This is a genomic window from Aeromonas popoffii (genome assembly GCF_000820025.1).
Lineage (GTDB): Bacteria > Pseudomonadota > Gammaproteobacteria > Enterobacterales > Aeromonadaceae > Aeromonas > Aeromonas popoffii.
Genome location: NZ_CDBI01000008.1, coordinates 1 through 24,427 on the forward strand (window position 1 = coordinate 1; position 24,427 = coordinate 24,427).

Here is a 24,427-nt window from a genome sequence, read left to right on the forward strand (position 1 = left end):
GCTGGGATCGCTATCGCGAGGCGGGGCGCATGGCCCTGCACGCCATGCTGGCTCACCGCATGCGCACCTTCCTCACCATGCTCGGCATCATCATCGGCATAGCCGCCGTGGTGAGCGTGGTCGCGCTCGGTCAGGGGGCTCGCGCCAAGGTGATCGAGCAGATCAACGCCATGGGCACCAACACCATCGAAATATTCCCCGGCAAGGATTGGGGAGATGAGAAGGCTGCCAGCATCCAGACCCTCAACAAGCGGGATCTCGATGCCCTGCTCGGCCAGCCCTATCTGGAAGGGGCCAGTCCCCAGATCACCTCGGCCGGCCAGCTGCGTTATCGCAACAAGACCATCAGCGGCAGCATAGTGGGGGTCGGCAGCGACTTCTTCCGGGTCAAGGGGATGAAACTCACCAGCGGCCGCCTGTTTGACGAGCGTGACATCCAGAATCGGGCTGCGATGGCCGTGGTAGATAGCAAGACCATAAAAAGCCTGCTCGGCGAGAAAGACCCCGTCGGCCAAGTGGTGCTGGTCGGCACCCTGCCGGTACGCATCATAGGCGTGGTGGAAGAGGAGACGGGGTTTGGCCGCAGCGGCCAATCGGTCAATATCTGGCTGCCCTATAGCGCCGTGATGAGTCGCCTCATCTCCCAGAACCACTTCAGCCAGCTCACTATCCGGGTCAAGGACGGGGTGCAACCGGCGCTGGCCGAACAGGCCGTCATTGCGCTGCTGACCCAGCGCCACGGGGTGAAGGACTTCTTCACCTTCAGCAGCGACAACATCATCAAGTCAGTGGAGAAGACCACGGCCACCATGACGCTGCTGGTCTCCGCCATCGCGGTGATCTCCCTCATCGTCGGCGGGGTCGGGGTGATGAACATCATGCTGGTCTCGGTGGTGGAGCGTACCCGCGAGATAGGGATCCGTATCGCGGTCGGCGCCCGCCAGTCCGACATCTTGCAGCAGTTCCTGATCGAGGCCGTGATGGTGAGCCTGCTCGGCGGCATGCTCGGGGTCGGCGTCTCCCTGCTCATCGGTCTGCTCTTCTCCCTGTTCGTGGAGAGCATACAGATGCAGTTCTCGCTCTTTTCTATCCTGATGGCGTTTGGCTGCTCCTCGCTCATCGGGATCCTGTTTGGTTACCTGCCCGCCCGCAATGCCGCCCGGCTCGATCCGGTCGAGGCGCTGGCGAGGGAATGACGATGCACAACTTATCCAGACTGGGGCTCTGCCTCGCCCTTGCCGCAGGCGTGAGCGCCTGCAGCCAGCAGAGCACCTATCACAGGCAAGATCTGGCGCTGGCCCCGAGCTGGCAGCAGCCGGACGATGACCTCACCCGGCAGCAAGCCGGCCTCTGGTGGCAAGGGTTCCATGATCCGGCGCTGGATCAACTGGTGGAGGCCGTGCTGGCCGCCAACCCGGACATGCAAGTCGCCGGACTGAGGCTCAGAAGCGCACTGCTGGGTTCGGATCTCGCCGATACCAACCTGACCCCCTCGGTCAACGCCAGCCTGGACGCCAACGGCAACAAGGATCTGAAAACCGGCAAGGCCAGCAGCAGCATGGGTCCCACCCTGACCCTCAGCTACGAGGTGGATCTCTGGGGCCGGCTCGCCTCGGCGCGGGATCAGGCGAGCTGGGAAGCCCAGGCCTCAGCTCAGGATCTGGCGGCCACCCGTCTGATGCTGATCGGCAAGGCGCTGGAGCAGTACTGGCAACTGGCCTATCTCGGCTCGGCCATCAGCCTGGGCGAGCGGCAACTCGCCAACTATGCCCGCACCGAGCAGCTGACCCAGGTCAAATACCAGGCCGGCGCCGTCACCCGGCTCGATCTGGTGCAGGCCAGCCAGCAGAAGGCGGGCAAGCAGGCAGAACTCAGCGCGCTCTTGGTGCAGCAGGAACAGGCCCGCAACGGGCTGCGCCTCTTGCTCGGGCGCAGCAGTGGCCCGCTAGAATTTGCCCCGACTGCGCTGACGACGGCGCCCGCACCGTCGCTGGCGGTCGGCATACCGGCAGACGTGCTGGCGCGGCGCCCCGACGTGCGCGCCGCCGAGCTGAGGCTGCGCAAGACATTGGCGAAAGGGGACGAAATCCGCACCGGTTTCTACCCCACCCTCAGCCTCACCGGTGGTGCCAGCAGCACCTCGGATACCCTGACCCAGGTGCTGCAAAACCCGGTAGGCACCCTGGGCGCCACCCTGGCGCTGCCCTTCCTCGAATACAACAAGACCCGGATCTCCATCGCGAGCTCAGAGCTTGACTACCAGATCGCCGAGGCCGAGTTTCGCAAGCAGCTCTACACCGCCCTGGTGGAGGTGGAAGATGGCCTGGCCGCCCGCCATCATGGCGAGCAGCGTCTTAACTATCTGGCCGAGCAGCGGGTGTTTGCCAAGGAGGCGGAGCGGCTGGCCAAGGCGCGTTTCCAGGCAGGAGCCACCGGGGTGCGGGACTGGCTGGATGAGCAGAACCGGCTGTGGGATGCCGAGCTGGCCCTGCTCGGTCAGCAGCAGGAGCAGCTCAACACCATGGCCAAGATCTACATGGCGCTGGGGGGAAGCGATCGCAGCTAACCCAACGCCTCGTTACGCCGCCACTCATGTCATGAGAGGCGGCGTTTTTCTTCCCTGTTTATGCCCCTTTCCTGACGGACTGTGACACAAACCAATTGATAATAGTTTTCATTTAATGAAAAATGAGCGCCATTATCAGTCAGGAGTATCCATATGTCCCAGCCCGCCCCGGTCAATCGCCCTCGTCTGCTCACCGTCAAACACGTCCGGGATGTGAGCCCGCATCTGCGCCGAGTCTGCCTGACCAGCCCGGAACTCGCTGACTACCCCTTCACCTGCGGCGGTGCCCACATCAAGATCATGCTGCCCCAGCCGGGCCAGGCCCATGCCGTGCTGCCCACGCCCACCCCGCAAGGGCCGCGCTGGGAAGACCCGAGCCAGCGCCCCATCATCCGCACCTTCACCATACGGGCCTTTCGCCGCGAGGAGCAGGAGCTGGACATCGACTTCGCATTGCACGGCGAGGCCGGCCCCGCCAGCCGCTTTGCCCTTGAGGCCCAACCCGGCGATCTGCTGGCCATCTCGGGCCCGGGCGGCCCGGCGCCCATGCTGCAACCCGCCCGGCACTACTACATGGCGGGGGATCTCACCTCCCTGCCAGCCATCAGCGCCATGGCGGAGGTGATGCCCGCCGACGCTCAGGGTCATATCGCCCTGCTGGTGCCCTATCAGGAAGATGTGCAGGATCTGCCGCTGCCGACTGGCGTCAGCCTGCGCTGGTTTATCGGCGCCCCCGAACAGACAGAGCCGCTGGTGGCGTATTTCACCGCCCTGCCGATGCAAGAGCAGGTGAGCTACTTCTGGTTTGGCGGCGAAGAGGGGCTGGTGGTGCCCTTGCGACGTCACGTCAGGCGTACCCTGGAGGTCGATCGCACGCGCGTCTACGCCGTGCCCTACTGGCGTCAAGGCAAGGATGAAGAGGCCTATCACCATGACCGTCACGACGTGATGGACAGCTGATCCCCCGCATTTTCCCTTCTATTATCAAGCCCATGGCCTGCCGGTCATGGGCTTGATGGCTATCTGCATGCCTCCGGTTTTCCCCCTCTCCCCCCATTCTGGTGATCCGCTCGGTTGTGCTTGCATTTGATGCAGACAACAAGATAATGATAATCACTCTCAACAAAAAGCAGTGATGATGCCCCATTGCAGCTCCCTCGCCATGACCTCAGGGGTCGGTGTGGTGCGCACGTCATTCACTCCCGTTAGCACAGCAAGGTAATCCAGATGGCAGTTTTGAACTCGGTAATGCGCGCCTTCGCGGTAGAGGCTCTCCCCACTCCTGCCGATCTGTTGGCACTTCATCCCTGTCCCGCCCCAACCACAGCGCAGATCGCGCACCATCGCCAGCAGGTTCGCCAGATCCTGACGGGAGAGGATGATCGCCTGCTGGTAGTGATAGGTCCCTGCTCCATTCATGATCCGCTCGCCGCCCTCGATTATGCCCAGCGGCTGGCGCGACTTGCCGACGCCTATCAAGACAGGTTGCAGATCGTGATGCGCACCTACTTCGAGAAGCCCCGCACCACGGTCGGCTGGAAGGGGCTGGTATTCGATCCCCATCTGGATGGCAGCAACGATATAGGCCATGGCCTGCGGCTGGCACGCCAGCTGCTGCTCGACATCAACCGGCTGGGGCTGGCCACCGCTACCGAGTTTCTCGATACCACCAGCTTCCTCTATCTGGCCGACCTCATCAGCTGGGGGGCGATAGGTGCCCGTACCACTGAGTCCCAGGTGCACCGGCAGCTGGCCTCGGCCCTGCCCTGCCCCGTCGGCTTCAAGAACGGCACGGACGGCAATATCCGGGTCGCCATCGATGCCATCCAGGCCAGTGAAGCATCCCACCTGTTCACCACACCGGGCAGTCAGGGCGGCATTGTGGTGATCAAGAGTGAGGGCAATCCGGCCGGCCACATCATATTGCGTGGCGGCACCCGCCCCAATTACCACCAGAGCGACGTAGAGGATGCCGCCGAGCGGCTGATGCGGCAGGGGCTCAGCCACCGCCTGATGGTGGATTGCAGCCACGGCAACAGCCAGAAGCTGCACAAAAACCAGATCCGGGTAGCGGGGGAACTCTGCCGTCAACTGGGAGAAGGCAGCGACGCCATCGCCGCCGTCATGGTCGAGAGCTTCCTGCAAGGGGGCAGCCAGAAGCCCGCGCCATTGAACAAGCTCGCCTACGGCCAGTCGGTAACCGACGCCTGCCTGTGCTGGGACGATACCCAGACCCTGCTCGCCATGCTAGCCGATGCCGTCGAGGCCCGCCGTCAGCACAGCGCCAAGGCACAGCCTGGCAATGCACAGCCTGGCAATGCACAGCCTGGCAAGGCGATCTGGAATGCCCTGCTGGCCAGTTGAACCCGGGAAGGCTCCCCCTGCGGGAGCCTGACTGCCCCTCTCTTTCCCCCCTGTCATACCGCCCTCCTCGCCACGCCAGCACGACCCGGGTGACCCATTCAGGTTGAAAATCATGGATATACGGATCCGCAGGGATAGAGCAAATATCCCCTGCCATGGTAAACAAGCTGTATCCCGACCTCCGCTTAATGCTGCGTCAGGTAAAACTGAAAAGCAGGTCGTTTAATGGCACCAACAACGCCAATGAGTAAAAAAGAAGCGAAGCTTGTTTGCGGACAGCTTAATGCCCCCTAATTTTCTGGGGAGTGGCAGAGAGGAATATGTACCAGGCTATATGAGTCCGGCAGATTGTCTCTCGTAAGTGGTCGACAAGCGGTCTGCAATAAAATCGAGCGCAGCCTGACCACCCAGATGCGGACGGATCGCAATTAATCGACCAATAAAGGAGACAAATGTATGGACTGAGATGATGCATCACACGACGACAAACGGGGCGGAACAAAATGAGTCGGGAATTGACAGGAGAGAGTGTCGGTGAGCACAAATAATAATGCCGCCTCGCGGGCGGCATCATTCAGGACAGATCCAATGGATCAGATCAGGAAATCATTCAGATCCTTGCCCAGCGCAACTTGCTCTGCAATGGCTTTCGGCATACGGCCCTGACCAGTCCAGGTCTTATCCTGGCCATCTTCCTGGTACTTGTACTTGGCAGGACGCGGAGCACGCTTGCTCTTGGTCGCGCCAGCAGCGGCAGCAGGTGCTGCTGCGCTGTTAATCAGCTCACGCGGGTCGATACCGGCTTGCTGCAGCATTTCAGTAAACTCGCTCAGCTTGCGCTGACGCTCTTCCTGCTCGGCACGCTCCTGTTCAACGGACTCGGCACGCTCGTTATATACCAGCTCAAACTTTTCTTTCGCTTCTTGCAGCTGTTCAAACGGCAATTCACGGATGGCAGCACGCAGGCTGCGAATGTTCAGCAGAACTTTCAGAAACTCGTTCATTACTTCCTCACAGAATTATTTTTTGTTTGTCACAAGGATAACACAGTTTGAGAATAGCATGCCTGTCTGATAACAACATAATGATTTTATAGTTGCTGTCACTTTCTTCACAAAAACTATTGGCTGAATATGTGAGCAACTGTATTCACCCATCGGTCATTGTGCAAGGCCAGCTGATCACGCTCGACACCACTCCCCCATACCGGTCAGGTAAATAGGCATGGACCGCCCCGGTATATTTCTCATCTCACGTGTGTCAGCTATTTTGACAATTGGCCATGGCTGTTAAAACCCAGACCACCTACATGAGACTCAAGGTAAACGATTGACACTATATATTATCGTCAGGGGCCCATGGCCCCTGACGTTTGTCATCCTTCTTTTTACTTGACGCTAACGAGTACTATTCGAGGCACAGTCGGCGCCAGGGGCCCGTGATATCGCAGTGCCCAGTCTCCTCCGTGTTCTGCCAGCCAAGGCGATGATAGAAGGCCAGGGCAGCAGTATTATGGGTCGCCACCTTGAGCGAGGCCGGTTTCTGGAACGCCGCCAATCCCTGGGCAAGCAGGGCTCGTCCCACCCCCTGACCGTGCCAGTCGGCAGACACATAGAGATGATGCACGAAGCTCTCATCCCCCCAGATGGAGACAAACCCGCAGGGAGTACCACCCTGTTCGGCCACCCATATCTGCTCACCCCGGGTCTGCTCGTCGAAATCCTCCAGCCGAAAGTGGGAAGGATCGACCCAGTGAAAGGTCTGACGCCGCCCCTTCAGAAACAACTGCGCCAAGTAGGGGGTGTCTGTCTCTCGCATGACTCTGATCATCAAACCTTCCTCGTCACTATGATCACTTGGCACCACTGTCGATGGATCGCCACATCATGTCAAATTGCCAGGCCAGCATGACAGCTGCTGGATGGCACGGGTGTGACACACAGCTGTTCATTTTATCGCCCGCAAGGCTATACTGCCCGAGTCCCATGTATGGATGACTTGAGGCTCGCTGATTTATGGATAACAAGCAGATAGAAGGTAACATCTTTGTTCCGGCCCATATCGACGATGTTTGGCGCGCCTGGACAACCGAAAGCGGCCTGCGCAGCTTCCTGGCGCCGGAATGTTTGATGGTGCCCGAACCGAATGGTCCGTTCGAGATCTATTTCAGACCCGATGCACCACTGGGTGAGCGTGGCAGCGAAGGCTGTCGGGTGATGGCCGTCATGCCCCACAACCTGCTCAGCTTCAGCTGGAATTTTCCGCCCTCCCTGCCCCACATTCGCCAGCAAAAGACCCAGGTCAGCCTGCGGTTCGTGCCGGAGGGTCAAGGCACCCGGCTCTACTTCCTGCAAACCGGCTGGGCGAACGATCCTGACTGGGATCAGGGCCATGCCTTTTTTCGGGAAGAGTGGCTGGAGACCAGCCTGCCCCGCCTGCAATACCGCTTCACCCACGGCCCCATCGATTGGAATAACCCGCCAGACAAACAGCAACTGAAATCCCTGGCCCAATAAGGCCCGAGTAAAACACCGCCCACAGGCGGTGTTGTTCAATGCGCGGTTACTGGCAATGCAGCATGGGCGTCTCATCCAATAGCCAGGAAATCCAGTGCCGTTTTGAATTGAGCACGAATCCTTCGTCTGCTTCGATGCCTTTTACTATGTAGCCATCTGCGCCGCGACGCTCTGCCAGCGCAGCAAACTGCCATTCGTTGCTATTAATACGTTCCCCCTTGATTAGGGCATCGCTTAACCCTTTATTCATCACGATAATGGAAAGCCCCCCCACAGCCTCTATCCCCAGCCCGGTATTTGCCACACGACCCACGACCACCGGCACCTTTATCGTACAGTGACGCCCTTCGCTATCAACACGGGTATAGCTCCCCTCACCAACCCGGCCCTGCAGCCACAACAATTTCCCCTGAGTCAGACGTTCTACCGACAATATCCCCTGTGCTCCCTCGGGAAAATGGTGGATATTGGCGGCCTCGGCGAAGACGACCGGGCATATCAGCATGAACAACAAAAGGAGATGTTTCATGATGCCTTCCTCATGGGGGGAATGCCTGAACAACCTTGCCGGGCAAGCAAATAGATCAACACAAAGGGGCCCACACCAGGGACAAAAAAGATCCATCCCCACCATCCAGAGCAATCAATATCGTGCAGCCGGCGGACAATGATAGCGACCATGGGGAGGGTACTCACCACGCCATAACCTACATCCAAGCCGCTCATACCATTGATGCCCACATCCAATGCGATACTCATCAGGGTAACCAGCAGATGTACCAGCATAAACATCCAGAACTCCTTTCTGGAGGAGTGACCGGAAAAATCAAGGCAGCGGCGCCACGCAAGTAAATAACAATGAAACATTCGGGATATCTCCAACCTTATTGGGTCACCCATCTTGGTGGCTAACGCAGCGAGAGACGTCCTGAAACCGGTTTGAGGACGAGCTAAAACCTGTCTTTGTCCGTGACCTTCTTCTTTACATGGCTGTAAATCGTTATGCTGGCGTGACGTTATATTTTCACCACCATGACTGGGATCCGGATCGGTTATGCTCGCAATTCCCGTACCCTTTGTTGTCTCTTTGCTGCTGCTATTGCTGGCGGTGACCCTGTATGTGCGATTGGCCGGCCAAGCAAAATCGGCTTGCCTGTTTTTGGCACTCTGTGCGGCTACCACCGGTATGGTTGGGCTGCGCTGGACAGCCGATATTGCACTTTTCAGCATGGCCCAGCCATTACTTGCCTCACTGATCCCGGTGGCCGCCTGGCTCATTTTTACCCATGCAACCCCCAACAGGCTCGCTTATCTCCATGTTGCGGGACCGATATTGGTGGCGGTCAGTCTCTTCACTCACCCCTTTCTCGCCTTGCCACTGGATGAGATAATTACGGCCATTTATCTATTCTATGGTATCGCACTGGTTCGCTACTCCGCCAAAGAGCCGCTCCTTATCCATGTCTCATTCAGCCATTGGGAAAGCGTGAAACGGGCAGAGCAGGTGGCCGGCTGGATGCTGTTATTTTCTGCCCTCATTGATGCGGCTATCTCCCTCGATTTTGCGGTTAATCAGGGAAAATATTCCCTTTATATTTTGACGCTCGCTCACCTGGTGCTGCTGCCCGTGCTGGCCATTGCCGTCATCATAGTGAGCATCAATACCCCCGCAGTCGATGATGGTGCCCAGCCGGAAATATCGGAGCTTCCCAAGGCGCCAAGTTCGGAATCATTATTGACACAAGATCGCGCCGACGAGATCGTAGCAAGGCTGGATAAATTGATGCGAGAAAAAGCCAGCTATCTTGATCCTGATCTGACGCTGGCAGCGCTGTCACGCAAGCTGGGTATTCCCGCCAAGCAAATCTCGATGGCGGTCAATCAGGTACACCAGAAGAGCATTTCCAGAGTGGTCAATGAATATCGCATCGAGCATGCGAAACAGGCACTGCTCAACACAGATGAGACCATTACCCACATATTGATGAATGCAGGCTTTCAGACTAAATCCAACTTTAATCGCGAGTTTTCTCGCATCGCTGGCGTGACACCCAGTGCCTTCAGAAAACAAAGCGCAGCACAGCTCAGGTGATACACAGTTGAGCATGATCGCAAACATGAAACAGCAGCCAAAAGCCAGCATGCCTGCGACTTGGCGGTGACAGAAGATGGCGGCCTCATGGTCCATGAATATGCTGCATCACTCCTGCATCCAGCATGGAAGAGAAGGGGGTTGCACTCGTTATGGCCACCTTGAATGCCATGACTGCATTCTCTACAATGACGCACTTTTTATCCATGTCAGGTCATATTGATGAGCGATACCAACACCAAGCCGGCACTGCCGGATCGCCTTGCAGGCAACCCCCGCAGTCCGCACCATGTCGCAGCCTGTTTCGAACACCAGATTGGTATTCGACTCAATGGCAAAGAGCGCACCAACGTCGAAGAATATTGCATCAGCGAAGGCTGGGTAAAAATCCCCTCCCCCAAGGCGCTGGATCGTCGCGGTCAGCCCATTCTGATCACCCTGAAAGGCACCGTTGAGGCCTTTTATCTCTAAGCACTGACCAGGATGTCAGGCACCTGTCGCCAACAGGGTTAAAAAACCAAGGCCACCGTTCGGTGGCCTTGTCGTTTTTGGCGTCTGCCCATACCACTAACTTGCGGCACAATAGGTGGCGCTTACACCCCCAAGCGGTCGCGCAAGGTGTACCAGGCGGCGCCAGCGGCGGTGAAAGGAATGCGGAACAAGCGGCCGCCGGGGAAGGGGTAGTGCGGCAGCTTGGCGAAGGCATCGAAGCGCTCCGCCTGACCGCTCAGTACCTCGGAGAGCAACTTGCCCGCCAGATGGGTACAAGTCACGCCGTGGCCGCTGTAACCCTGCATGTAGTAGATGTTGGGGCCAATGCGGCCAAACTGCGGCAGGCGCGACAGGGTCAACAGGAAGTTGCCGGTCCAGGTGTACTCCACCTTGACGTCCGCCAGCTGCGGGAAGGTTTTGAGCATCTTGGGGATGATCAGCCGCGCGATATCCGCCGGATCCCGCGCGCCATAGACAACACCGCCGCCGTAGATCAGCCGGTGATCGCCCGAGGTGCGGTAGTAGTCGAGCAGGTAGTTGCAATCTTCCAGGCAGTAGTTTTGTGGCAAGAGGGAGCGGGCCCGCTCCTCCCCCAGCACCTCGGTGGCGATCACCTGAGTGCCGCAAGGCATGCTCTTGCTGGCCAGCTCGGGCACCAGATTACCAAGATAGGCATTGCCGGCCACCACCACGAAGCGCGCCTTCACCGCCCCCTTGGCGGTCTTGACCAGAGCGGGCTGGCCCGGGGTAATGCTGGTGACGGCGGATTGTTCGAAGATCCTGCCCCCCAGCATACGGATGGCTTCCGCCTCCCCCAGCGCCAGGTTGAGGGGGTGGATATGGCCGCCGCTCTTGTCGAGCAGGCCGCCGACGTAGCGATCGCTTGCTACCACCTCGCGGATCCAGTCCCTGTCTAGCAGCTCCAGTTTATCGTTGCCCCACTTCTGCCAACGGGCCTGCTGGGCCCTGAGATCATGCAGCTGGCGCTCCGTCTCGGCGGCAAAGACACCGCCCTCCTGCAGGTCACACTGAATGTTGTAGCGCTTGATGCGCTCGCGGATGATCTGGCCCCCTTCAAACAACATGGAGCCGAGCAGCCTGGCCTGATCCGGCGGGCAGTTCGCTTCTATGGTGTCGATGTCGCGGCTGTAGGAGTTGACTATCTGGCCACCGTTGCGACCGCTGGCACCAAAGCCCACCCGGGCCGCCTCCAGCACCACCACCGAATAGCCCTTTTCCACCAGATGCAGCGCGCTGGAGAGGCCGGTGTAGCCCGCGCCTATGACGCAGACATCACACTCAAGCTGCTCGGTCAGTGTCGGATAGGGGGCGTGTGGATTGGCACTGGCTGCGTAGTAACTGTTTACATGCTCGGTCATGATCCTGTTTCCTTACCGGTTCTTTTCCCAAACGAGACATAGTCTCAACGCTAAAAGTTGGCCGGGGTATGGGCGCTGACGATGCGGCAGACCTGCCCCGACGGATTGCTGAAACTGTGGGGCTCGCCCGTGTCGATCACATAGCTATCCCCGGCACTGAGCTGATAGGCCAGGCCTGCCACCGTCAGGGTCACAGCGCCTTCCAGCACGGTTCCGACCTCCTCCCCCAGATGCTTGACCTGACCACCGGTATCGGTGCCGGGGGCATAGGTCTCCAGCATAAAGCCGAGCTGGCGACGGTTGTTACCGTTGTGCACCAGCTTCATGGAAACCCCCTGACTGCCCAGCTCGATCAGCTGCTCGGCCTTGATCACCACGCTCGGCGTGCGTCCCTCCTCCTCGGCGAAGAAGCGTGACAGCGGCAGCTCATAGACGTTAAGCAGCTTTTGAAGCGAGGCCACCGACGGGCTCACCTTGTCTTGCTCTATCATGCAGATGGCGCCATGAGTCAGCCCGCTCAGCTCGGCGACGCGCCGTTGGGAGAGCCCGAGATGACGGCGGGTGGCGGCGAGGCGCTCCCCCATACTCTTGCCCATCAGCGGGTTACCCCTCATGGTCTGCCACCTTGCCTCTCCTTGTGGTTGCTGCATTGCCCACCTCCTTGTGTGCCTGCGAACATATATGGCGGCCGATCTGTTTGATGGCGCATCCGGTTAAAATAACGGGTCAATCTGTCTGGTCTGTTCGTTATCCTGCACAGCACGCACCGTTCATTATTTTGCACACTCGACACCACAAAAACCGGTAAAATCGCCCTAACAACCCCATTCTTAGCATGTACAGCCCCATTTACTCAAATATATTTAACACTTGAAAAACATTTCAGCTCAATTTATGGTCATTGCGTGCTTATTATTCTATACGGTGGCAACACGGGATGACGTGACCACCCTGACCCACACTCGAGGCCTCTCATGTCAGCATCACAACCTGCTCTCTCCTTGATCAAATCCCTTGCCTATATAGATGGCCGCTGGTGCGAGGCCCTTGGCGGGCACAGCTTCGAGGTGTACAACCCGGCCACCGGCCAGGTCATCACCCAGGTGCCCGACATGGACGAGGCGGACACCCGCCGCGCCATCGAGGCCGCCCACACAGCCCAGCCGGCCTGGGCGGCGCTCACCGCCAAGGAGCGCAGCAACCGGCTTCATGCCTGGTTCGAGCTCATCATGGCCAACCAGGATGAGCTGGCCCGCATCATGACCTGCGAGCAGGGCAAGCCGCTGGCCGAGGCCAAAGGGGAAGTGGCCTATGGCGCCAGCTTCATCCAGTGGTTTGCGGAAGAGGGCAAGCGCGCCTACGGCCGCACCATTCCGGGTTTTTCCAACGACAGGCGTCTGGCCACCATCAAACAGCCGGTGGGCGTGGTCGCCGCCATCACCCCCTGGAACTTCCCCATCGCCATGATCACCCGCAAGGCGGGCCCGGCACTGGCCGCCGGTTGCACCATCGTCATCAAGCCTGCCGCCGAGACACCGCTGTGTGCACTGGCGCTGGCGGTACTGGCGGAGCAAGCGGGCATACCAGCCGGGGTCATCAACATCGTCACCTCCCATCAGGCGGCCGCCGTGGGCAACGAGCTGTGCAACAACAAGCGGGTGCGCAAGCTCTCCTTCACCGGCTCCACCCGCATCGGCAAGCAGTTGATGCGCCAGTGCGCCGACACCATGAAGAAACTGTCGCTGGAGCTGGGTGGCAACGCCCCCTTCATCGTATTTGATGATGCGGATCTCGACGCCGCCATCGCCGGGGCGCTGGCCTCCAAATACCGCAACGCGGGCCAGACTTGCGTCTGCGCCAACCGCATCCTGGTGCAGGCCGGTGTCTACGAGGCCTTCGCCGAGAAGCTCACCGCCGCCGTGCACGCCTTCAAGGTGGGGGATGGCATGAACGAGGGCACCCAGATTGGCCCGCTGATCAACGCCGCCGCCGCCAGCAAGGTGGCCGAACTGGTCAAGCAAGCCACCGCCGCCGGGGCCGAGGTACTGGTGGGGGGGGGAGCCCATTCCGCCGGCCCGCTCTTCTACCAACCCACCATTTTGGGCAAGGTCGACAAGAGCAACCCCATTTTGCAGGAGGAGATCTTCGGCCCGGTCGCCCCGCTGGTGCGTTTTGAAACAGAAGCTGAGGCTATCGCCATCGCCAACGACACCCCCTACGGGTTGGCCGCCTACTTCTATGGCCGCGACATCGCCCGGGTATGGCGCGTGGCCGAGCAGCTGGAATACGGCATGGTGGGCATCAACGAGGGGATCATCTCCACCGAGCTGGCCCCCTTTGGCGGCATCAAGGAGTCCGGTCTTGGCCGCGAAGGGGCGGCCGAGGGGCTGGAAGAGTACCTCGAAACCAAATACCTCTGCTTTGGCGGCATTCGCTAAGGCAGCAGAGGGCCAAAGCATCCCATTCACCGATGCCTTGGCCGTAAAATCCATCGTTTTGATAGATAGATGCAGGAGTTCGCCCGAGGCGGCAAGGGGCTAAATGTGGCCCACTGTGCCCCGCAAGAGGGCTGCTGCAGAGCAAACCACACGCCGCCGATCTGGGCCAATGGGCCAGTCGGCGGCGATGGGCGCCAAGTCGCCCGCCACACATTCAGTCAGGGAATATCGGGGGCTGCGGCCCCTCAGGGAGGAAAGATGCGTCACTCAGATAGCCATGCCGACAACAACCAGGCCTGGCAAGCCCGCCGTGAAGCTGCCGTGGTCAACGGCGTCGGCACCCTGCTACCGGTCTTTATCGACCGGGCGCAAAATGCCGAGCTGTGGGATGTGGAGGGCAACCGCTACATCGACTTTGCCTCCGGCATCGCCGTGCTCAACACCGGCCACAACCACCCGAAAGTGGTGGCGGCGGTGCGTGAACAGCTCGAAAAATTCAGCCACACCTGCTTCCAGGTCACCCCCTACCCCGGCTATATCGAGCTTGCCGAGAAGCTCAACGCCCTGGTGCCCGGGCCTACCCCCAAGCGCACCCTGTTTCTCTCTACCGGCGCCGAGGCGGTGGAAAACGCCATCAAGATAGCCCGCGCCCACACGGGTCGCAGCGGCACCATCGCCTTCAAGGGGGGCTTTCACGGTCGAACCATGATGGGCATGGCACTCACCGGCAAGGTAGTGCCCTACAAGACCGGCTTCGGCCCCTTCCCGGGGGAGGTCTATCACCTGCCCTTCCCGAGCGATTATCTGGGGGTGAGCGAGGCCGATGCCCTGGCCGCGCTGGATCTCTGCTTCAGCTCGGATATAGAGCCGGCCCGGGTCGCGGCCATCATTCTCGAACCCGTGCAGGGTGAGGGTGGCTTCTATCCCGCCTCCCCAAGCTTCATGCAGAGCCTGCGCACGCTGTGCGATCAGCACGGCATAGTGCTCATCTGCGACGAGATCCAGAGTGGCTTCTGTCGCACCGGCAAGACCTTTGCCACCGAATACAGCGGCATAGAGCCGGACATCATGACGCTCGCCAAGAGCCTGGCCGGCGGCTTCCCGCTCTCGGCCGTGGTGGGCAAGGCGGCCATCATGAATGCCGCCAAGCCGGGGGGGCTGGGGGGCACCTATGCGGGTTCGCCCATCGCCTGCGCCGCCGCCCTGGCGGTGCTGGAGGTGATCGACGAGGAGCAACTCAACCAGCAAGCCCTGACCCAGGGTGAGCAGATCAAGGCCCGCCTGCACCAGCTGGCGGAACGCTTCGACTGCATCGGTGACATCCGCGGCCCCGGCGCCATGGTCGCCATGGAGCTGGTCAAGGGACGAAATGCCAGCCAGCCCGACCCGGATCTCACCAAACGGCTGGTGGCCGAGGCGGGCAAACGGGGGCTGGTACTGCTCTCCTGCGGCGTACGGGCCAACGTCATCCGCTTCCTGGCGCCCCTCACCGCGTCTTCGGCCTTGATCGAGGAAGGGCTGAGTCTGCTGGAACAGGCTCTCACCGCCGCCACTCAAGGCTAGATCCGCACCGTTTTGCCAAACGGCGCGAAAAATACCGTCAGATAACCGCAGGTCGCCCATCGCGGACGGCCTGCTCATACGGTATCATCGCCGCCCCAAAAATGATGACAGGAGCGCTTGGCTCCCTCCAAGGCCGAGGCCCCCCTGTCACGGATCCTGCGCCTGCCCGCTACGCGGGAAACCTGCACCGAATTCAAGGAGATAGGCCAATGGCTCCACGCCCGGCTCGATTGAAGCAAACTCTCACCCTGTGGCAAGTGGTGGTCATGGGATTGGCCTACATGACCCCCATGGTGGTGTTCGATACCTTCGGCATCGTCACCGACATCACCCACGGTCATGTCACCACCGCCTACCTGCTGGCCCTGGTCGGCGTGCTCTTTACCGCCACCAGCTACAGCCAGATGGTGCGCCACTACCCCTCGGCGGGCTCGGCCTACACCTATGCCCAGAAGGAGTTCTCCCCCGTGGTGGGCTTCATGGTGGGCTGGTCGTCCCTGCTGGACTATGTCTTCCTGCCAATGATCAACATGCTGCTGGCCAAGATCTACCTGACTGCGCTGTTTCCCGGCGTCGAGCCCTGGATCTTCATCTGCGCCATGACGGCCCTGATGACCCTCATCAATCTGCGCGGCATCGATCTGGTGGCCAACCTCAATGGCATCATCATCCTGATCCAGATCGCCATCATAGTGGTGTTCCTGACCCTGATTGGCTACGGCATAGCCCAGGGCGAAGGGGTCGGTGCCGTCAGCCTGCAACCCATCTACAGCGCCAACGCCGAGGTGCTGCCGCTGCTGACCGGCGCCACCATCCTCTGTTTCTCCTTCCTGGGTTTTGACAGTCTGAGCGCCCTATGCGAAGAGACGCCGGAGGCGGGCAAGGTGATCCCCAAGGCCATCTTCCTGACCGCGCTGCTGGGGGGCCTCATCTTCGTGGTGGTGGCCTATGCCCTGCAGCTCTACTTCCCGGATGCTTCCCGCTTCAAGGAGCCGGATGCCGTGCTGCCAGAGCTCGCCCTCTATGTGGGCGGCAAGCTGTTCCAGAGCGTGGTGCTGGTGTGCGCCTGCGTGGCCGTGCTGGCGTCGGGGCTCTCTTCCCACGCCGGGGTATCCCGCATCCTCTACGTGATGGGGCGGGACAAGGTGCTGCCCCAACGCACTTTCGGCTACATCCACCCCAAGTGGCAAACCCCGGTGTTCAACATATTGCTGGTGGGCATACTGGCACTGTCGGCCATCAGCTTTGATCTGGAAATCGCCCTGGCCCTGATCAACTTCGGCGCCCTGGTGGCCTTTACCGTGGTCAATCTGTCGGTGATCGCCTGCTATTACGTGCGTCAGGGGCGCAACAAAACCCTTAAGGATCACCTGCAATATCTGGTGCTGCCCCTGTGCGGGGCAGGGACTGTCGCGGTTCTCTGGTTCAATCTGGAACAAACCTCCCTTATCCTCGGCCTTATCTGGGCTGCCATAGGGGGAATTTATCTGTTTTTGCGCACCACCTTCTGGCGCGTATCCTTGCCGACCTATTGAGCTGCACACCTTGCCACGGCTGGGCTGACGTCCATCTCCCCCACACCGGACTGGACGTCATTTATTGATATAAACCAGGTCATTGATAATTCTCTTGCCTGGAATGGCCTTAGTGGCTTGTCTTCCCCCCTCATCTGGGGCAAAATCCCGCCGCTTTCATAACCGATGTGATCCCACATCGGTTATTTTCATTTTGAAAAAAAATCAATACCACTCGAGGCCGGAACCATTCCGGAAATGATATCAAGGTTCAGATGAACCTAATGCCGCAATGAGGAAAAAACATGGGGCTCTTGTTTGCTTTGTCTCCGGTCGCCACCGGAACCTGCTTTGGTCGCCGCGCGACCAACGTCTGTGGTTTGCATACCGATGTTGTGAGTACGCGAGAACCCGGTCCCATGGCCTCACGCCATTCCACTTCCTGCCACCCGTGCAAGGAGGAAGCCTGAATGAGCCAGCAGCAACCCGTTCGTCTGAAGAAAACCCTCAGCATGTGGCAGGTGGTGGTGATGGGCCTGGCCTATCTGACCCCCATGGCCGTGTTCGACACCTTCGCCATCGTCGGTGACATCACCGATGGCCGGGTCGCCACCGCCTATCTGCTGGCACTGGGCGGCATCCTGCTGACCGCGTTCAGCTACGGCCATCTGGTGCGCAAGTTCCCCTCTGCGGGCTCTGCCTATACCTATGCCCAGAAGGTGTTCAACCCCTACGTCGGTTTCATGGTGGGCTGGTCTTCCCTGCTCGACTACATGTTCATGCCGATGATCAACATCCTCTTGGCCAAGATTTACCTCACAGCCATGTTCCCGGGGGTTGATCCCTGGATCTTCATCTTCGGTCTGGTGACTGTGATGACCTTCCTCAACCTGCGTGGCATCAACCTGGTGGCCAACTTCAATGGCTTGATCGTGGTGATCCAGCTGGCCATCATCATCCTCTTCATCGGTCTGATGGGCTGGGGCATCTATCACGGCGAAGGCGCGGCAACCCTGATGAGCAGCCGGCCGTTTCACTTCGAATCCGCCAGCATGGTGCCGCTGTTTACCGGCGCCACCATCCTCTGCTTCTCCTTCCTCGGCTTCGACGGTCTGAGCTCACTCAGTGAAGAGACCCCGAACGCCGGCAAGGTGATCCCGCGCGCCATCGTGCTGACCGCCCTCATCGGCGGCGTTATCTTCGTGGTGGTCTCCTACTGCCTGCAGCTCTACTTCCCGGATCTGACCCGATTCAAGGATCCCGATGCCGTGCTGCCCGAGATCGCCCTCTACGTCGGCGGCGCCTTCTTCCAGAGCGTGGTGCTGGTGTGCACCACGGTTGCGGTGCTGGCCTCCGGCATGGCGGCGCACGCCGGTGTCTCCCGCATCCTCTACGTGATGGGGCGTGATCGCATGATCCCGGAGCGGGTGTTTGGCTACATACACCAGAAATACCGCACTCCGGCCATCAACGTCTTGCTGGTGGGTTGCCTGGCACTCTCCGCCGTGTCATTCGATCTGGATACCGCGCTGGCGCTGGTGAACTTCGGTGCCCTGGTGGCCTTCACCTTCGTCAACCTGTCGGTCATAGGCCAGTTCTGGGTACGCGAGAAGCGCAACAAGTGCATCAAGGATCACCTGGTCTACCTGTTGCTGCCGCTGCTCGGCGCCGCCACTATCGGTGCACTCTGGATCAACCTGGAGCAGAGTTCCCTTGAGTTGGGCCTGATCTGGGCCGGTCTGGGTGCCACCTACCTGTTCCTGCGCCTCGCCGTGTTCCGTATTCCCTTCCGTCAGTACGAAGAGACCGCCGACTCCCAATAAGGGGCCGCGCCACACAGCAAAAAAACAGAAGGGGAGCCATGGCTCCCCTTCTTGTTTTGCACCCAGCCAGCGCTGGCCTGCCATGCCCGCAGCGAGCGGACAGGCGCAAGACCCTGATCCCATGGGCCGCCAAGCCGGCCAAACTTGGCCCCGGCTCCGACACCTGTCGTCCGTCATGGGCATAGCTGCGCCCCTCTTCCCCCGCGAACGGCTCCCTGCCGCCACATCATCAAACCATCACAAAAGTGTCACTTTGTCATATTTCTGTCATGGAGGCTTGGTGTAATGCGCCCGTCCATTTCACGCAGACTGTCCCAAGAGGCTTCATGCACAGCACACCATCTTTAGCACAACAGCAGACCCGTCGTACTGGCCCACTGTTCAACTGGCTCGCTGTGATCACGCTGATCTACCTCATTCTGGTTGCCGTTGGCGCCGTCTCCCACGGCTTCAAGAGCTTCTCCGGCGGCGCCGAGGGCGCGGCCCAGATCTTCGCCTTCGCCAGCAACCCCTTCGTTGCCCTGCTGCTTGGCATACTGGCCACGGCGCTGGTGCAATCCTCCAGCACTGTCACCTCGGTGATCGTCGGTCTGGTGGCGGGTGGCCTGCCTATCGGCATGGCCATCCCCATGGTGATGGGGGCCAACCTTGGCACCACCATCACCAACACCATCGTTTCCATCGGCCATATCCGGGATAAGGCCGAGTTTCGCCGCGCCTTCGCCGCCGCCACCGTCCACGACTTCTTCAACCTGCTGGCGGTGTTCATCTTCTTGCCACTGGAGCTGATGTTCGGCCTGCTGCAACAGAGTGCCGAAGCCCTGGCCACCCTGCTGGTGGGCTCCGCCGACATGTCGATGAAAGGGATGGATTTCATGAAGCCCCTCATCTCCCCCGCCCTCACCTTCATCGACGGCCTGGTCGCCTTCCTGCCGGGCAAGGGCGCCGCCATCGCCACCATCATCATCGGCATACTGCTGATCCTCGGCTGCGTCACCTACCTCGGTAAGGTACTGCAACGAGTGCTGGTGGGGCGTGCCAAGGATCTGCTGCACAAAGCGCTGGGCCGTGGCCCGCTGACCGGCATCGCCTCCGGCACCCTGGTCACCGTCATGGTGCAGTCCTCCTCCACCACCACCAGCCTGATCATACCGCTGGTGGGGAGCGGCATGTTCAGCATCCGCCAGCTCTACCCCTTCACCCTGGGCGCCAACATAGGCACCACCATCACGGCACTGCTGGCGGCCACCGCCATCAGCGGCGCCGGCGCCAAGCTGGCGCTGACCATCGCCCTGGTGCACGTGCTGTTCAACCTGTTAGCCGTGGTGCTCATCTATGGCGTGCCCTTCCTGCGGGAGTTGCCCATCCGGGCCGCCGAGGGGCTGGCCCGAGTGGGCAGCGAGAACAAGCTGCTGGCGCTGGGTTATGTGGCAGGCCTTTTCTTCGCCCTGCCCGCCCTGATGATGGTGGCGGTGAAGTAATCCACCCTCATGAGACGAGGGGGCCAGATCCTGGTCCCCTCGTCGTCTGTCTGCCCCGTCACATCCTCCTTATGTCCCGACTCGCCCTCCCTCCCCGACTGGGATAAGATGCCACCTTCATTGCATTTAAGGAAAACCTGATGAAATTCATTCTGATCGCGCTGCTGGTTGCCGGTGTCGTCTACTACTTCTACTCGAACAGCAATAGCAAAAAACAAGCCGTGGAAAATGTGCGCAAGGGCGCCGAGTTCCTCGTCAGCAACAAAGACAAACCCCTGGTGACCACCACGGCCTCCGGCCTGCAGTACGAGGTGCTGACCCCGGGCACTGGCACGGTTCACCCCACCGCCACCAGCAAGGTGAAGGTGCACTACGAGGGCAAGCTGCTGGACGGCACTGTCTTCGACAGCTCGGTCGCCCGTGGCGAGCCCATCGAGTTTGGCCTCAATCAGGTGATAAAGGGCTGGACCGAAGGGGTGCAGTTGATGGTGGAAGGGGAGAAGACCCGCTTCTACATCCCCGCCAATCTGGCCTATGGCGATCGGGCCGCCGGCAAGATACCGCCGGGATCAGTCCTCATCTTCGACGTTGAGCTGCTGGGCATTCAATAAGCTGACTGATGGCAACAGTGCCGCAGACACGATCCCACTGAGCGCCCGTCCTCATCTTCGACGTTGAGCTGCTGGGCATTCAATAAGCAGGCCTATTGCCGCACCGCCATAAGTACCCGCGCGGATTTCGACGTGGCGCGGCCGGGTATTCAGCAAGCCTGATGATGAAATAATCAGACAAGGCCAGCGCCATGCGCTGGCCTTGTCATTTATGGAATCCATCCCCCGGTTTTCGCCATAACTATCAACCCATAGTGAACAGTGCTTACACATGGCTCTGGATTGTTAACCGCTAATCCTGGGCAGATAATGAGTCCATCGTCAGTGGCGCTGCCCTGACCCGGGTTTTGGTGCGCCGCGCGTACCGACACAGCGTATATGGAGTCTTATCATGTCTATCGCCCCTGTATGGTTTATCTCTCACGGTGCCCCGGATCTGGTTCTGCGCGACCAGCCGGCAACCCGCTTCCTGAAAAATCTCTCTCTTGGCGACATCAAGGGGCTGGTGGTGATCTCGGCCCACTGGTTCAGCCGCGCCGAACTACAGATCAACGCCGAGCCCAACCCGGCGCTCATGTATGACTTCTACGGGTTTCCGGAGCCGCTCTACCAGATCCGCTGGCCAGCGCAGAGCCCGCAGTGGCTGCAGGAGGCAGTGAGCGATCAGCTGATGCTGGCGGGCTTGCCGGCAACGCCGGTACGGCGTGAGCTGGATCATGGCGTCTGGTCGCCGCTCTCCCTGATGGATCCGGCCAGTCGCGTCCCCCTGGTGCAGATCGCCATCCCGGCCAGTTTCAGCCCGAGCCAGCTGTGGCAACTGGGTGAGGCACTGCATAGCCTGCGCGAGCAGGGGATTGGCATACTGGCCTCCGGCGCCATCACCCACAACCTGCGGGCACTCGGGCCGGACAACTCGCCCGTACCCGGCTGGGCAAGCGCCTTCGTCAACTGGCTGGAGCAGACCATGAGCGAGGGTGACAGAGCTGCGTTGGAAGAGTACAGAGCCCGCGCGCCGGGGGCGGTGGAATCCCATCCTCACGACGATCACCTGCGCCCGCTGTTTGTGGCGCTCGGCGCCGCCGGCCAGGACAAGCCCCTCAAGCTGCACGACAGCTGGGATGGCGGCAGCCTCTACATGGGATCCTACCGGTTTGGTTGAGGCTGTCGGCTAAACAAAGCGCCGAATCCAAGCCAGACAGCGTGGCAGCTCAACCCGCGATGACTGTGGCAGCAAGGGCAGGAGTATCCCCCCGCAAGCGTGTGTAATCGCCGTTTGTTTTCAGCAGGTGCGCACACGCCATGCAACTCAAACCGCTTCTCAAGGGCCGATTGCTCAGCGCCACCCATCCGGTATGGGCCACCAGCGGCGATGATCCCGCCGAAGAGATGGCAACATACCTGGCTAGCGCCCTAATTTGATCTTTTTTCACCCGATAGACCCGCCACTCTGGCGGGTTTTTCTCTTCATGGATCAGCAAGATGGCCCCCACAGTGCCTTGCACATGAGCGCGCCACGCCTCCGCCGTCAGCTGCCAATCCCCCCAAGTTGGTTATTTTGTGATAGGATAGGGTCCGTTTTTTGACATCTGCGACCCGTTCGCACCGTTATCCGGCGAGATCGCTACCCAATCCGGTGATAACAACGAACAGAGGTGCGCAGACAAACCGTGACCTGGTTGAGTCAGGTCTGGCAGCGGTCGAGAAGCTGTTTTGCCAGACGAGCAACACCCAAGGGCACCTTAGATAAGGAGATCGGGCAATGAAACAATATCAAAGCTGGCTGGGAGATTATCTGATGAGTCGCCGCGATGGAGATCACGCCATGGCATCCGAGCTCGCCAACTCCATCTGCAAGTTCTGGCAGACCCAGGGTGACGAAGCCGAAAGCAGCAAATGGCAGCAGCGCTATCAGCAACACGTAGAGCAGGCGCAATAAATCCCTTGCCTCTTCACCCATAAAAAACCGGCGCTCATGGCGCCGGTTTTGCATTTCAGTCTTACCGCTTACATCTGATCGACCATATCCTGGGCAAACTGGGAGCAGGAGCGCAGGGTGGCGCCTTCCATCAGACGCTCGAAGTCATAGGTGACCGTCTTGTTGGCGATGGCGGCTTCCATGCCCTTGATGATGAGATCGGCCGCTTCGACCCAGCCCATGTGGCGCAGCATCATCTCGGCAGAGAGGATCAGCGAACCCGGGTTGACCTTGTCCTGACCGGCATACTTGGGTGCAGTGCCGTGAGTCGCCTCGAACAGCGCCACGCCGTCACCGATGTTGGCACCCGGCGCGATGCCGATACCGCCAACCTGGGCAGCCAGGGCATCGGAGATATAGTCACCGTTGAGGTTCATACAGGCGATGACGTCGTACTCGGCCGGACGCAGCAGTATCTGTTGCAGGAAGGCATCGGCGATGACGTCCTTGACCACGATAGTCTTGCCGGTTTTCGGGTTCTTGAAGGAGCACCAGGGGCCGCCGTCGATGAGCTGGGCATCGTACTCTTTCTGCGCCAGGGCATAGCCCCAATCCTTGAAGGCACCTTCGGTGAACTTCATGATGTTGCCCTTGTGCACCAGGGTCACGGAGTCGCGATCGTTGTCGATGGCATACTCGATGGCAGCACGCACCAGACGCTCGGTACCGGCCTTGGACATGGGCTTGATACCAATGCCGCAAGACTCGGGGAAGCGAATTTTCTTCACGCCCATCTCGTTTTGCAGGAAGGCGATGACCTTCTTGGCTTCATCGCTGTCCGCCTTCCACTCGATACCGGCGTAGATGTCTTCGGCGTTCTCGCGGAAGATCACCATGTCGGTCAGGTCAGGGCGCTTGACCGGGCTCGGGGTCCCTTCGTAGTAACGAACCGGGCGCAGGCAGATGTAGAGATCCAGCTCCTGACGCAGGGCCACGTTGAGGGAGCGAATACCGCCGCCGACCGGGGTGGTCAGCGGGCCCTTGATGGCCACGCAGTATTCACGAATGAAATCCAGGGTTTCGGCCGGCAGCCAGGCACCTTCGCCATAGATATGAGTCGATTTTTCGCCGGTATAGATCTCCATCCAGGCGATCTTGCGCTCGCCCTTGTAGGCTTTCTCGACCGCAGCATTCACCACATTCAACATGGCCGGGGTTACGTCCACACCGATGCCATCCCCTTCGATAAACGGAATGATCGGATGGTTGGGAACCTGCAGCTTGCCGTTGGCATCGACTGTGATTTTCTGACCCTGGGTCGGGATTACTACTTTGCTTTCCATCGGCATCTCCTAACTTCCGTTTGTTATCAACTTGTTTGTTGCGCGCGGCCATCTTAGCCCATTCATTTTCATAATAAAATGGCGAGTACGTATGTCAGACCATAGTCGCGCACTGGATCACAATGCGCCCAGCCAGCTCGCCCCTGCCAACGTTCGGCGCCATTCCCCCCTGCTGTACTCGGGCCCAGACGGCGGCATGACTCATACCACCAGGCTATCCCCCTGCCCCTGCGGCTGGCGCAGGGAGTGGCACCGGATGGGCTCGTTCAGGCCTTTCCCTTGCACGCCCGGCAAAAGCAGTTCACATCGCCATAACCGCCACGGCTCGCC

General features: G+C 59.9%; 22 protein-coding genes. 15 read left to right on the forward strand and 7 right to left on the reverse strand.

Annotation, left to right across the window (positions count from 1 at the left end):
• The 4 genes from BN1129_RS01360 to BN1129_RS01375 form a co-directional block, all read left to right on the forward strand.
• Positions 1-1,196: ABC transporter permease (locus tag BN1129_RS01360; protein ID WP_042034007.1), on the forward strand; the 1,196-nt coding region annotated here is incomplete at its 5' end.
• Complete coding sequence (locus BN1129_RS01365) at positions 1,193-2,566, forward strand: efflux transporter outer membrane subunit (RefSeq protein ID WP_042034009.1); 1,374 nt, start codon at positions 1,193-1,195, stop codon at positions 2,564-2,566. The genes BN1129_RS01360 and BN1129_RS01365, both read left to right, overlap by 4 nt.
• Positions 2,567-2,719: 153 nt before the next feature.
• Positions 2,720-3,526, forward strand: a complete 807-nt coding sequence (locus BN1129_RS01370) for a siderophore-interacting protein (RefSeq protein ID WP_042034011.1) — start codon at positions 2,720-2,722, stop codon at positions 3,524-3,526.
• 267 nt (positions 3,527-3,793) lie between these two features.
• The gene (locus BN1129_RS01375; protein ID WP_042034012.1) at positions 3,794-4,930 is read left to right on the forward strand and encodes a 3-deoxy-7-phosphoheptulonate synthase; all 1,137 of its coding nucleotides are present in this window, start codon (positions 3,794-3,796) and stop codon (positions 4,928-4,930) included.
• A gap of 593 nt (positions 4,931-5,523) precedes the next feature.
• Here BN1129_RS01375 and BN1129_RS01380 read toward each other — a convergent pair.
• Both BN1129_RS01380 and BN1129_RS01385 read right to left on the reverse strand, forming a co-directional pair.
• Positions 5,524-5,934 carry an H-NS family histone-like protein gene (locus BN1129_RS01380; protein ID WP_042034014.1) on the reverse strand — a complete coding sequence of 137 codons (411 nt, stop codon included), beginning with the start codon at positions 5,932-5,934 and terminating at the stop codon, positions 5,524-5,526.
• Positions 5,935-6,337: 403 nt separating this feature from the next.
• Positions 6,338-6,760: a GNAT family N-acetyltransferase gene (locus BN1129_RS01385; RefSeq protein WP_042034015.1), complete on the reverse strand. Its 423-nt coding sequence runs from the start codon at positions 6,758-6,760 to the stop codon at positions 6,338-6,340.
• Positions 6,761-6,945: 185 nt separating this feature from the next.
• Between BN1129_RS01385 and BN1129_RS01390 the strand changes: the two genes are divergently transcribed.
• Complete coding sequence (locus tag BN1129_RS01390) at positions 6,946-7,446, forward strand: SRPBCC family protein (protein WP_042034016.1); 501 nt, start codon at positions 6,946-6,948, stop codon at positions 7,444-7,446.
• A gap of 46 nt (positions 7,447-7,492) precedes the next feature.
• Here BN1129_RS01390 and BN1129_RS01395 read toward each other — a convergent pair whose 3' ends face one another.
• Positions 7,493-7,975, reverse strand: a complete 483-nt coding sequence (locus BN1129_RS01395; RefSeq protein ID WP_042034017.1) for a hypothetical protein — start codon at positions 7,973-7,975, stop codon at positions 7,493-7,495.
• Complete coding sequence (locus BN1129_RS01400) at positions 7,972-8,346, reverse strand: DUF805 domain-containing protein (protein WP_339366192.1); 375 nt, start codon at positions 8,344-8,346, stop codon at positions 7,972-7,974. The genes BN1129_RS01395 and BN1129_RS01400 overlap by 4 nt, the downstream gene beginning before the upstream one ends.
• A 154-nt stretch (positions 8,347-8,500) precedes the next feature.
• Here BN1129_RS01400 and BN1129_RS01405 point away from each other — a divergent pair, with 154 nt between their 5' ends.
• On the forward strand, positions 8,501-9,538 hold the full coding sequence (locus BN1129_RS01405; protein ID WP_042034018.1) for a helix-turn-helix domain-containing protein: 1,038 nt from the start codon (positions 8,501-8,503) through the stop codon (positions 9,536-9,538).
• A 222-nt stretch (positions 9,539-9,760) separates the two neighbouring features.
• Positions 9,761-10,009 (forward strand): DUF3297 family protein, encoded by a 249-nt coding sequence (locus BN1129_RS01410; protein ID WP_042034019.1) that lies wholly within the window; start codon positions 9,761-9,763, stop codon positions 10,007-10,009.
• A 122-nt stretch (positions 10,010-10,131) separates the two neighbouring features.
• Here BN1129_RS01410 and BN1129_RS01415 read toward each other — a convergent pair whose 3' ends face one another.
• Both BN1129_RS01415 and puuR read right to left on the reverse strand, forming a co-directional pair.
• Positions 10,132-11,409 (reverse strand): NAD(P)/FAD-dependent oxidoreductase, encoded by a 1,278-nt coding sequence (locus BN1129_RS01415; RefSeq protein WP_042034021.1) that lies wholly within the window; start codon positions 11,407-11,409, stop codon positions 10,132-10,134.
• Positions 11,410-11,459: 50 nt separating this feature from the next.
• The gene (gene puuR / locus BN1129_RS01420) at positions 11,460-12,059 is read right to left on the reverse strand and encodes an HTH-type transcriptional regulator PuuR (protein WP_042034022.1); all 600 of its coding nucleotides are present in this window, start codon (positions 12,057-12,059) and stop codon (positions 11,460-11,462) included.
• 324 nt (positions 12,060-12,383) lie between these two features.
• On the opposite strand from puuR, the gene BN1129_RS01425 reads away from it, so the two are divergent.
• From BN1129_RS01425 to BN1129_RS22995, 8 genes are all read left to right on the forward strand, one after another.
• Complete coding sequence (locus tag BN1129_RS01425) at positions 12,384-13,847, forward strand: NAD-dependent succinate-semialdehyde dehydrogenase (RefSeq protein WP_042034023.1); 1,464 nt, start codon at positions 12,384-12,386, stop codon at positions 13,845-13,847.
• Between the two features lie 258 nt (positions 13,848-14,105).
• Positions 14,106-15,410 (forward strand): 4-aminobutyrate--2-oxoglutarate transaminase, encoded by a 1,305-nt coding sequence (gene gabT, locus BN1129_RS01430; RefSeq protein WP_042034024.1) that lies wholly within the window; start codon positions 14,106-14,108, stop codon positions 15,408-15,410.
• 209 nt (positions 15,411-15,619) lie between these two features.
• Positions 15,620-16,945 carry an APC family permease gene (locus BN1129_RS01435; RefSeq protein ID WP_042034025.1) on the forward strand — a complete coding sequence of 442 codons (1,326 nt, stop codon included), beginning with the start codon at positions 15,620-15,622 and terminating at the stop codon, positions 16,943-16,945.
• A gap of 449 nt (positions 16,946-17,394) precedes the next feature.
• On the forward strand, positions 17,395-18,747 hold the full coding sequence (locus BN1129_RS01445) for an APC family permease (RefSeq protein WP_042034027.1): 1,353 nt from the start codon (positions 17,395-17,397) through the stop codon (positions 18,745-18,747).
• A 326-nt stretch (positions 18,748-19,073) separates the two neighbouring features.
• Positions 19,074-20,228: a Na/Pi symporter gene (locus BN1129_RS01450; RefSeq protein WP_042034028.1), complete on the forward strand. Its 1,155-nt coding sequence runs from the start codon at positions 19,074-19,076 to the stop codon at positions 20,226-20,228.
• 140 nt (positions 20,229-20,368) lie between these two features.
• On the forward strand, positions 20,369-20,839 hold the full coding sequence (bamJ, locus tag BN1129_RS01455; RefSeq protein ID WP_042034029.1) for a BamJ family beta-barrel-assembly machinery protein: 471 nt from the start codon (positions 20,369-20,371) through the stop codon (positions 20,837-20,839).
• A 391-nt stretch (positions 20,840-21,230) separates the two neighbouring features.
• Positions 21,231-21,998: a DODA-type extradiol aromatic ring-opening family dioxygenase gene (locus BN1129_RS01460; protein WP_042034030.1), complete on the forward strand. Its 768-nt coding sequence runs from the start codon at positions 21,231-21,233 to the stop codon at positions 21,996-21,998.
• Between the two features lie 600 nt (positions 21,999-22,598).
• A complete protein-coding gene (locus BN1129_RS22995; protein WP_157013218.1) occupies positions 22,599-22,775 on the forward strand; it encodes a hypothetical protein in 177 nt (58 codons plus the stop codon).
• Positions 22,776-22,843: 68 nt separating this feature from the next.
• Here BN1129_RS22995 and icd read toward each other — a convergent pair whose 3' ends face one another.
• Positions 22,844-24,097: an NADP-dependent isocitrate dehydrogenase gene (gene icd, locus BN1129_RS01465; protein ID WP_005312750.1), complete on the reverse strand. Its 1,254-nt coding sequence runs from the start codon at positions 24,095-24,097 to the stop codon at positions 22,844-22,846.
• Between the last annotated feature and the right edge of the window lie 330 nt (positions 24,098-24,427).

What these genes read in the sequence shown, in the direction of transcription:
- BN1129_RS01405 (WP_042034018.1), top strand. Translation starts at nt 8,501, where the DNA reads ATGCTCGCAATTCCCGTACCCTTTGTTGTCTCTTTGCTGCTGCTATTG.
- BN1129_RS01400 (WP_339366192.1), bottom strand. Translation starts at nt 8,346, where the DNA reads ATGGGTGACCCAATAAGGTTGGAGATATCCCGAATGTTTCATTGTTAT.
- BN1129_RS01375 (WP_042034012.1), top strand. Translation starts at nt 3,794, where the DNA reads ATGGCAGTTTTGAACTCGGTAATGCGCGCCTTCGCGGTAGAGGCTCTC.
- BN1129_RS01415 (WP_042034021.1), bottom strand. Translation starts at nt 11,409, where the DNA reads ATGACCGAGCATGTAAACAGTTACTACGCAGCCAGTGCCAATCCACAC.
- BN1129_RS01460 (WP_042034030.1), top strand. Translation starts at nt 21,231, where the DNA reads ATGTCTATCGCCCCTGTATGGTTTATCTCTCACGGTGCCCCGGATCTG.
- BN1129_RS22995 (WP_157013218.1), top strand. Translation starts at nt 22,599, where the DNA reads ATGAAACAATATCAAAGCTGGCTGGGAGATTATCTGATGAGTCGCCGC.
- BN1129_RS01410 (WP_042034019.1), top strand. Translation starts at nt 9,761, where the DNA reads ATGAGCGATACCAACACCAAGCCGGCACTGCCGGATCGCCTTGCAGGC.
- BN1129_RS01385 (WP_042034015.1), bottom strand. Translation starts at nt 6,760, where the DNA reads ATGATCAGAGTCATGCGAGAGACAGACACCCCCTACTTGGCGCAGTTG.
- BN1129_RS01395 (WP_042034017.1), bottom strand. Translation starts at nt 7,975, where the DNA reads ATGAAACATCTCCTTTTGTTGTTCATGCTGATATGCCCGGTCGTCTTC.
- BN1129_RS01425 (WP_042034023.1), top strand. Translation starts at nt 12,384, where the DNA reads ATGTCAGCATCACAACCTGCTCTCTCCTTGATCAAATCCCTTGCCTAT.
- BN1129_RS01365 (WP_042034009.1), top strand. Translation starts at nt 1,193, where the DNA reads ATGACGATGCACAACTTATCCAGACTGGGGCTCTGCCTCGCCCTTGCC.
- gabT (WP_042034024.1), top strand. Translation starts at nt 14,106, where the DNA reads ATGCGTCACTCAGATAGCCATGCCGACAACAACCAGGCCTGGCAAGCC.
- BN1129_RS01450 (WP_042034028.1), top strand. Translation starts at nt 19,074, where the DNA reads ATGCACAGCACACCATCTTTAGCACAACAGCAGACCCGTCGTACTGGC.
- BN1129_RS01390 (WP_042034016.1), top strand. Translation starts at nt 6,946, where the DNA reads ATGGATAACAAGCAGATAGAAGGTAACATCTTTGTTCCGGCCCATATC.
- puuR (WP_042034022.1), bottom strand. Translation starts at nt 12,059, where the DNA reads ATGCAGCAACCACAAGGAGAGGCAAGGTGGCAGACCATGAGGGGTAAC.
- BN1129_RS01435 (WP_042034025.1), top strand. Translation starts at nt 15,620, where the DNA reads ATGGCTCCACGCCCGGCTCGATTGAAGCAAACTCTCACCCTGTGGCAA.
- bamJ (WP_042034029.1), top strand. Translation starts at nt 20,369, where the DNA reads ATGAAATTCATTCTGATCGCGCTGCTGGTTGCCGGTGTCGTCTACTAC.
- icd (WP_005312750.1), bottom strand. Translation starts at nt 24,097, where the DNA reads ATGGAAAGCAAAGTAGTAATCCCGACCCAGGGTCAGAAAATCACAGTC.
- BN1129_RS01445 (WP_042034027.1), top strand. Translation starts at nt 17,395, where the DNA reads ATGAGCCAGCAGCAACCCGTTCGTCTGAAGAAAACCCTCAGCATGTGG.
- BN1129_RS01370 (WP_042034011.1), top strand. Translation starts at nt 2,720, where the DNA reads ATGTCCCAGCCCGCCCCGGTCAATCGCCCTCGTCTGCTCACCGTCAAA.
- BN1129_RS01380 (WP_042034014.1), bottom strand. Translation starts at nt 5,934, where the DNA reads ATGAACGAGTTTCTGAAAGTTCTGCTGAACATTCGCAGCCTGCGTGCT.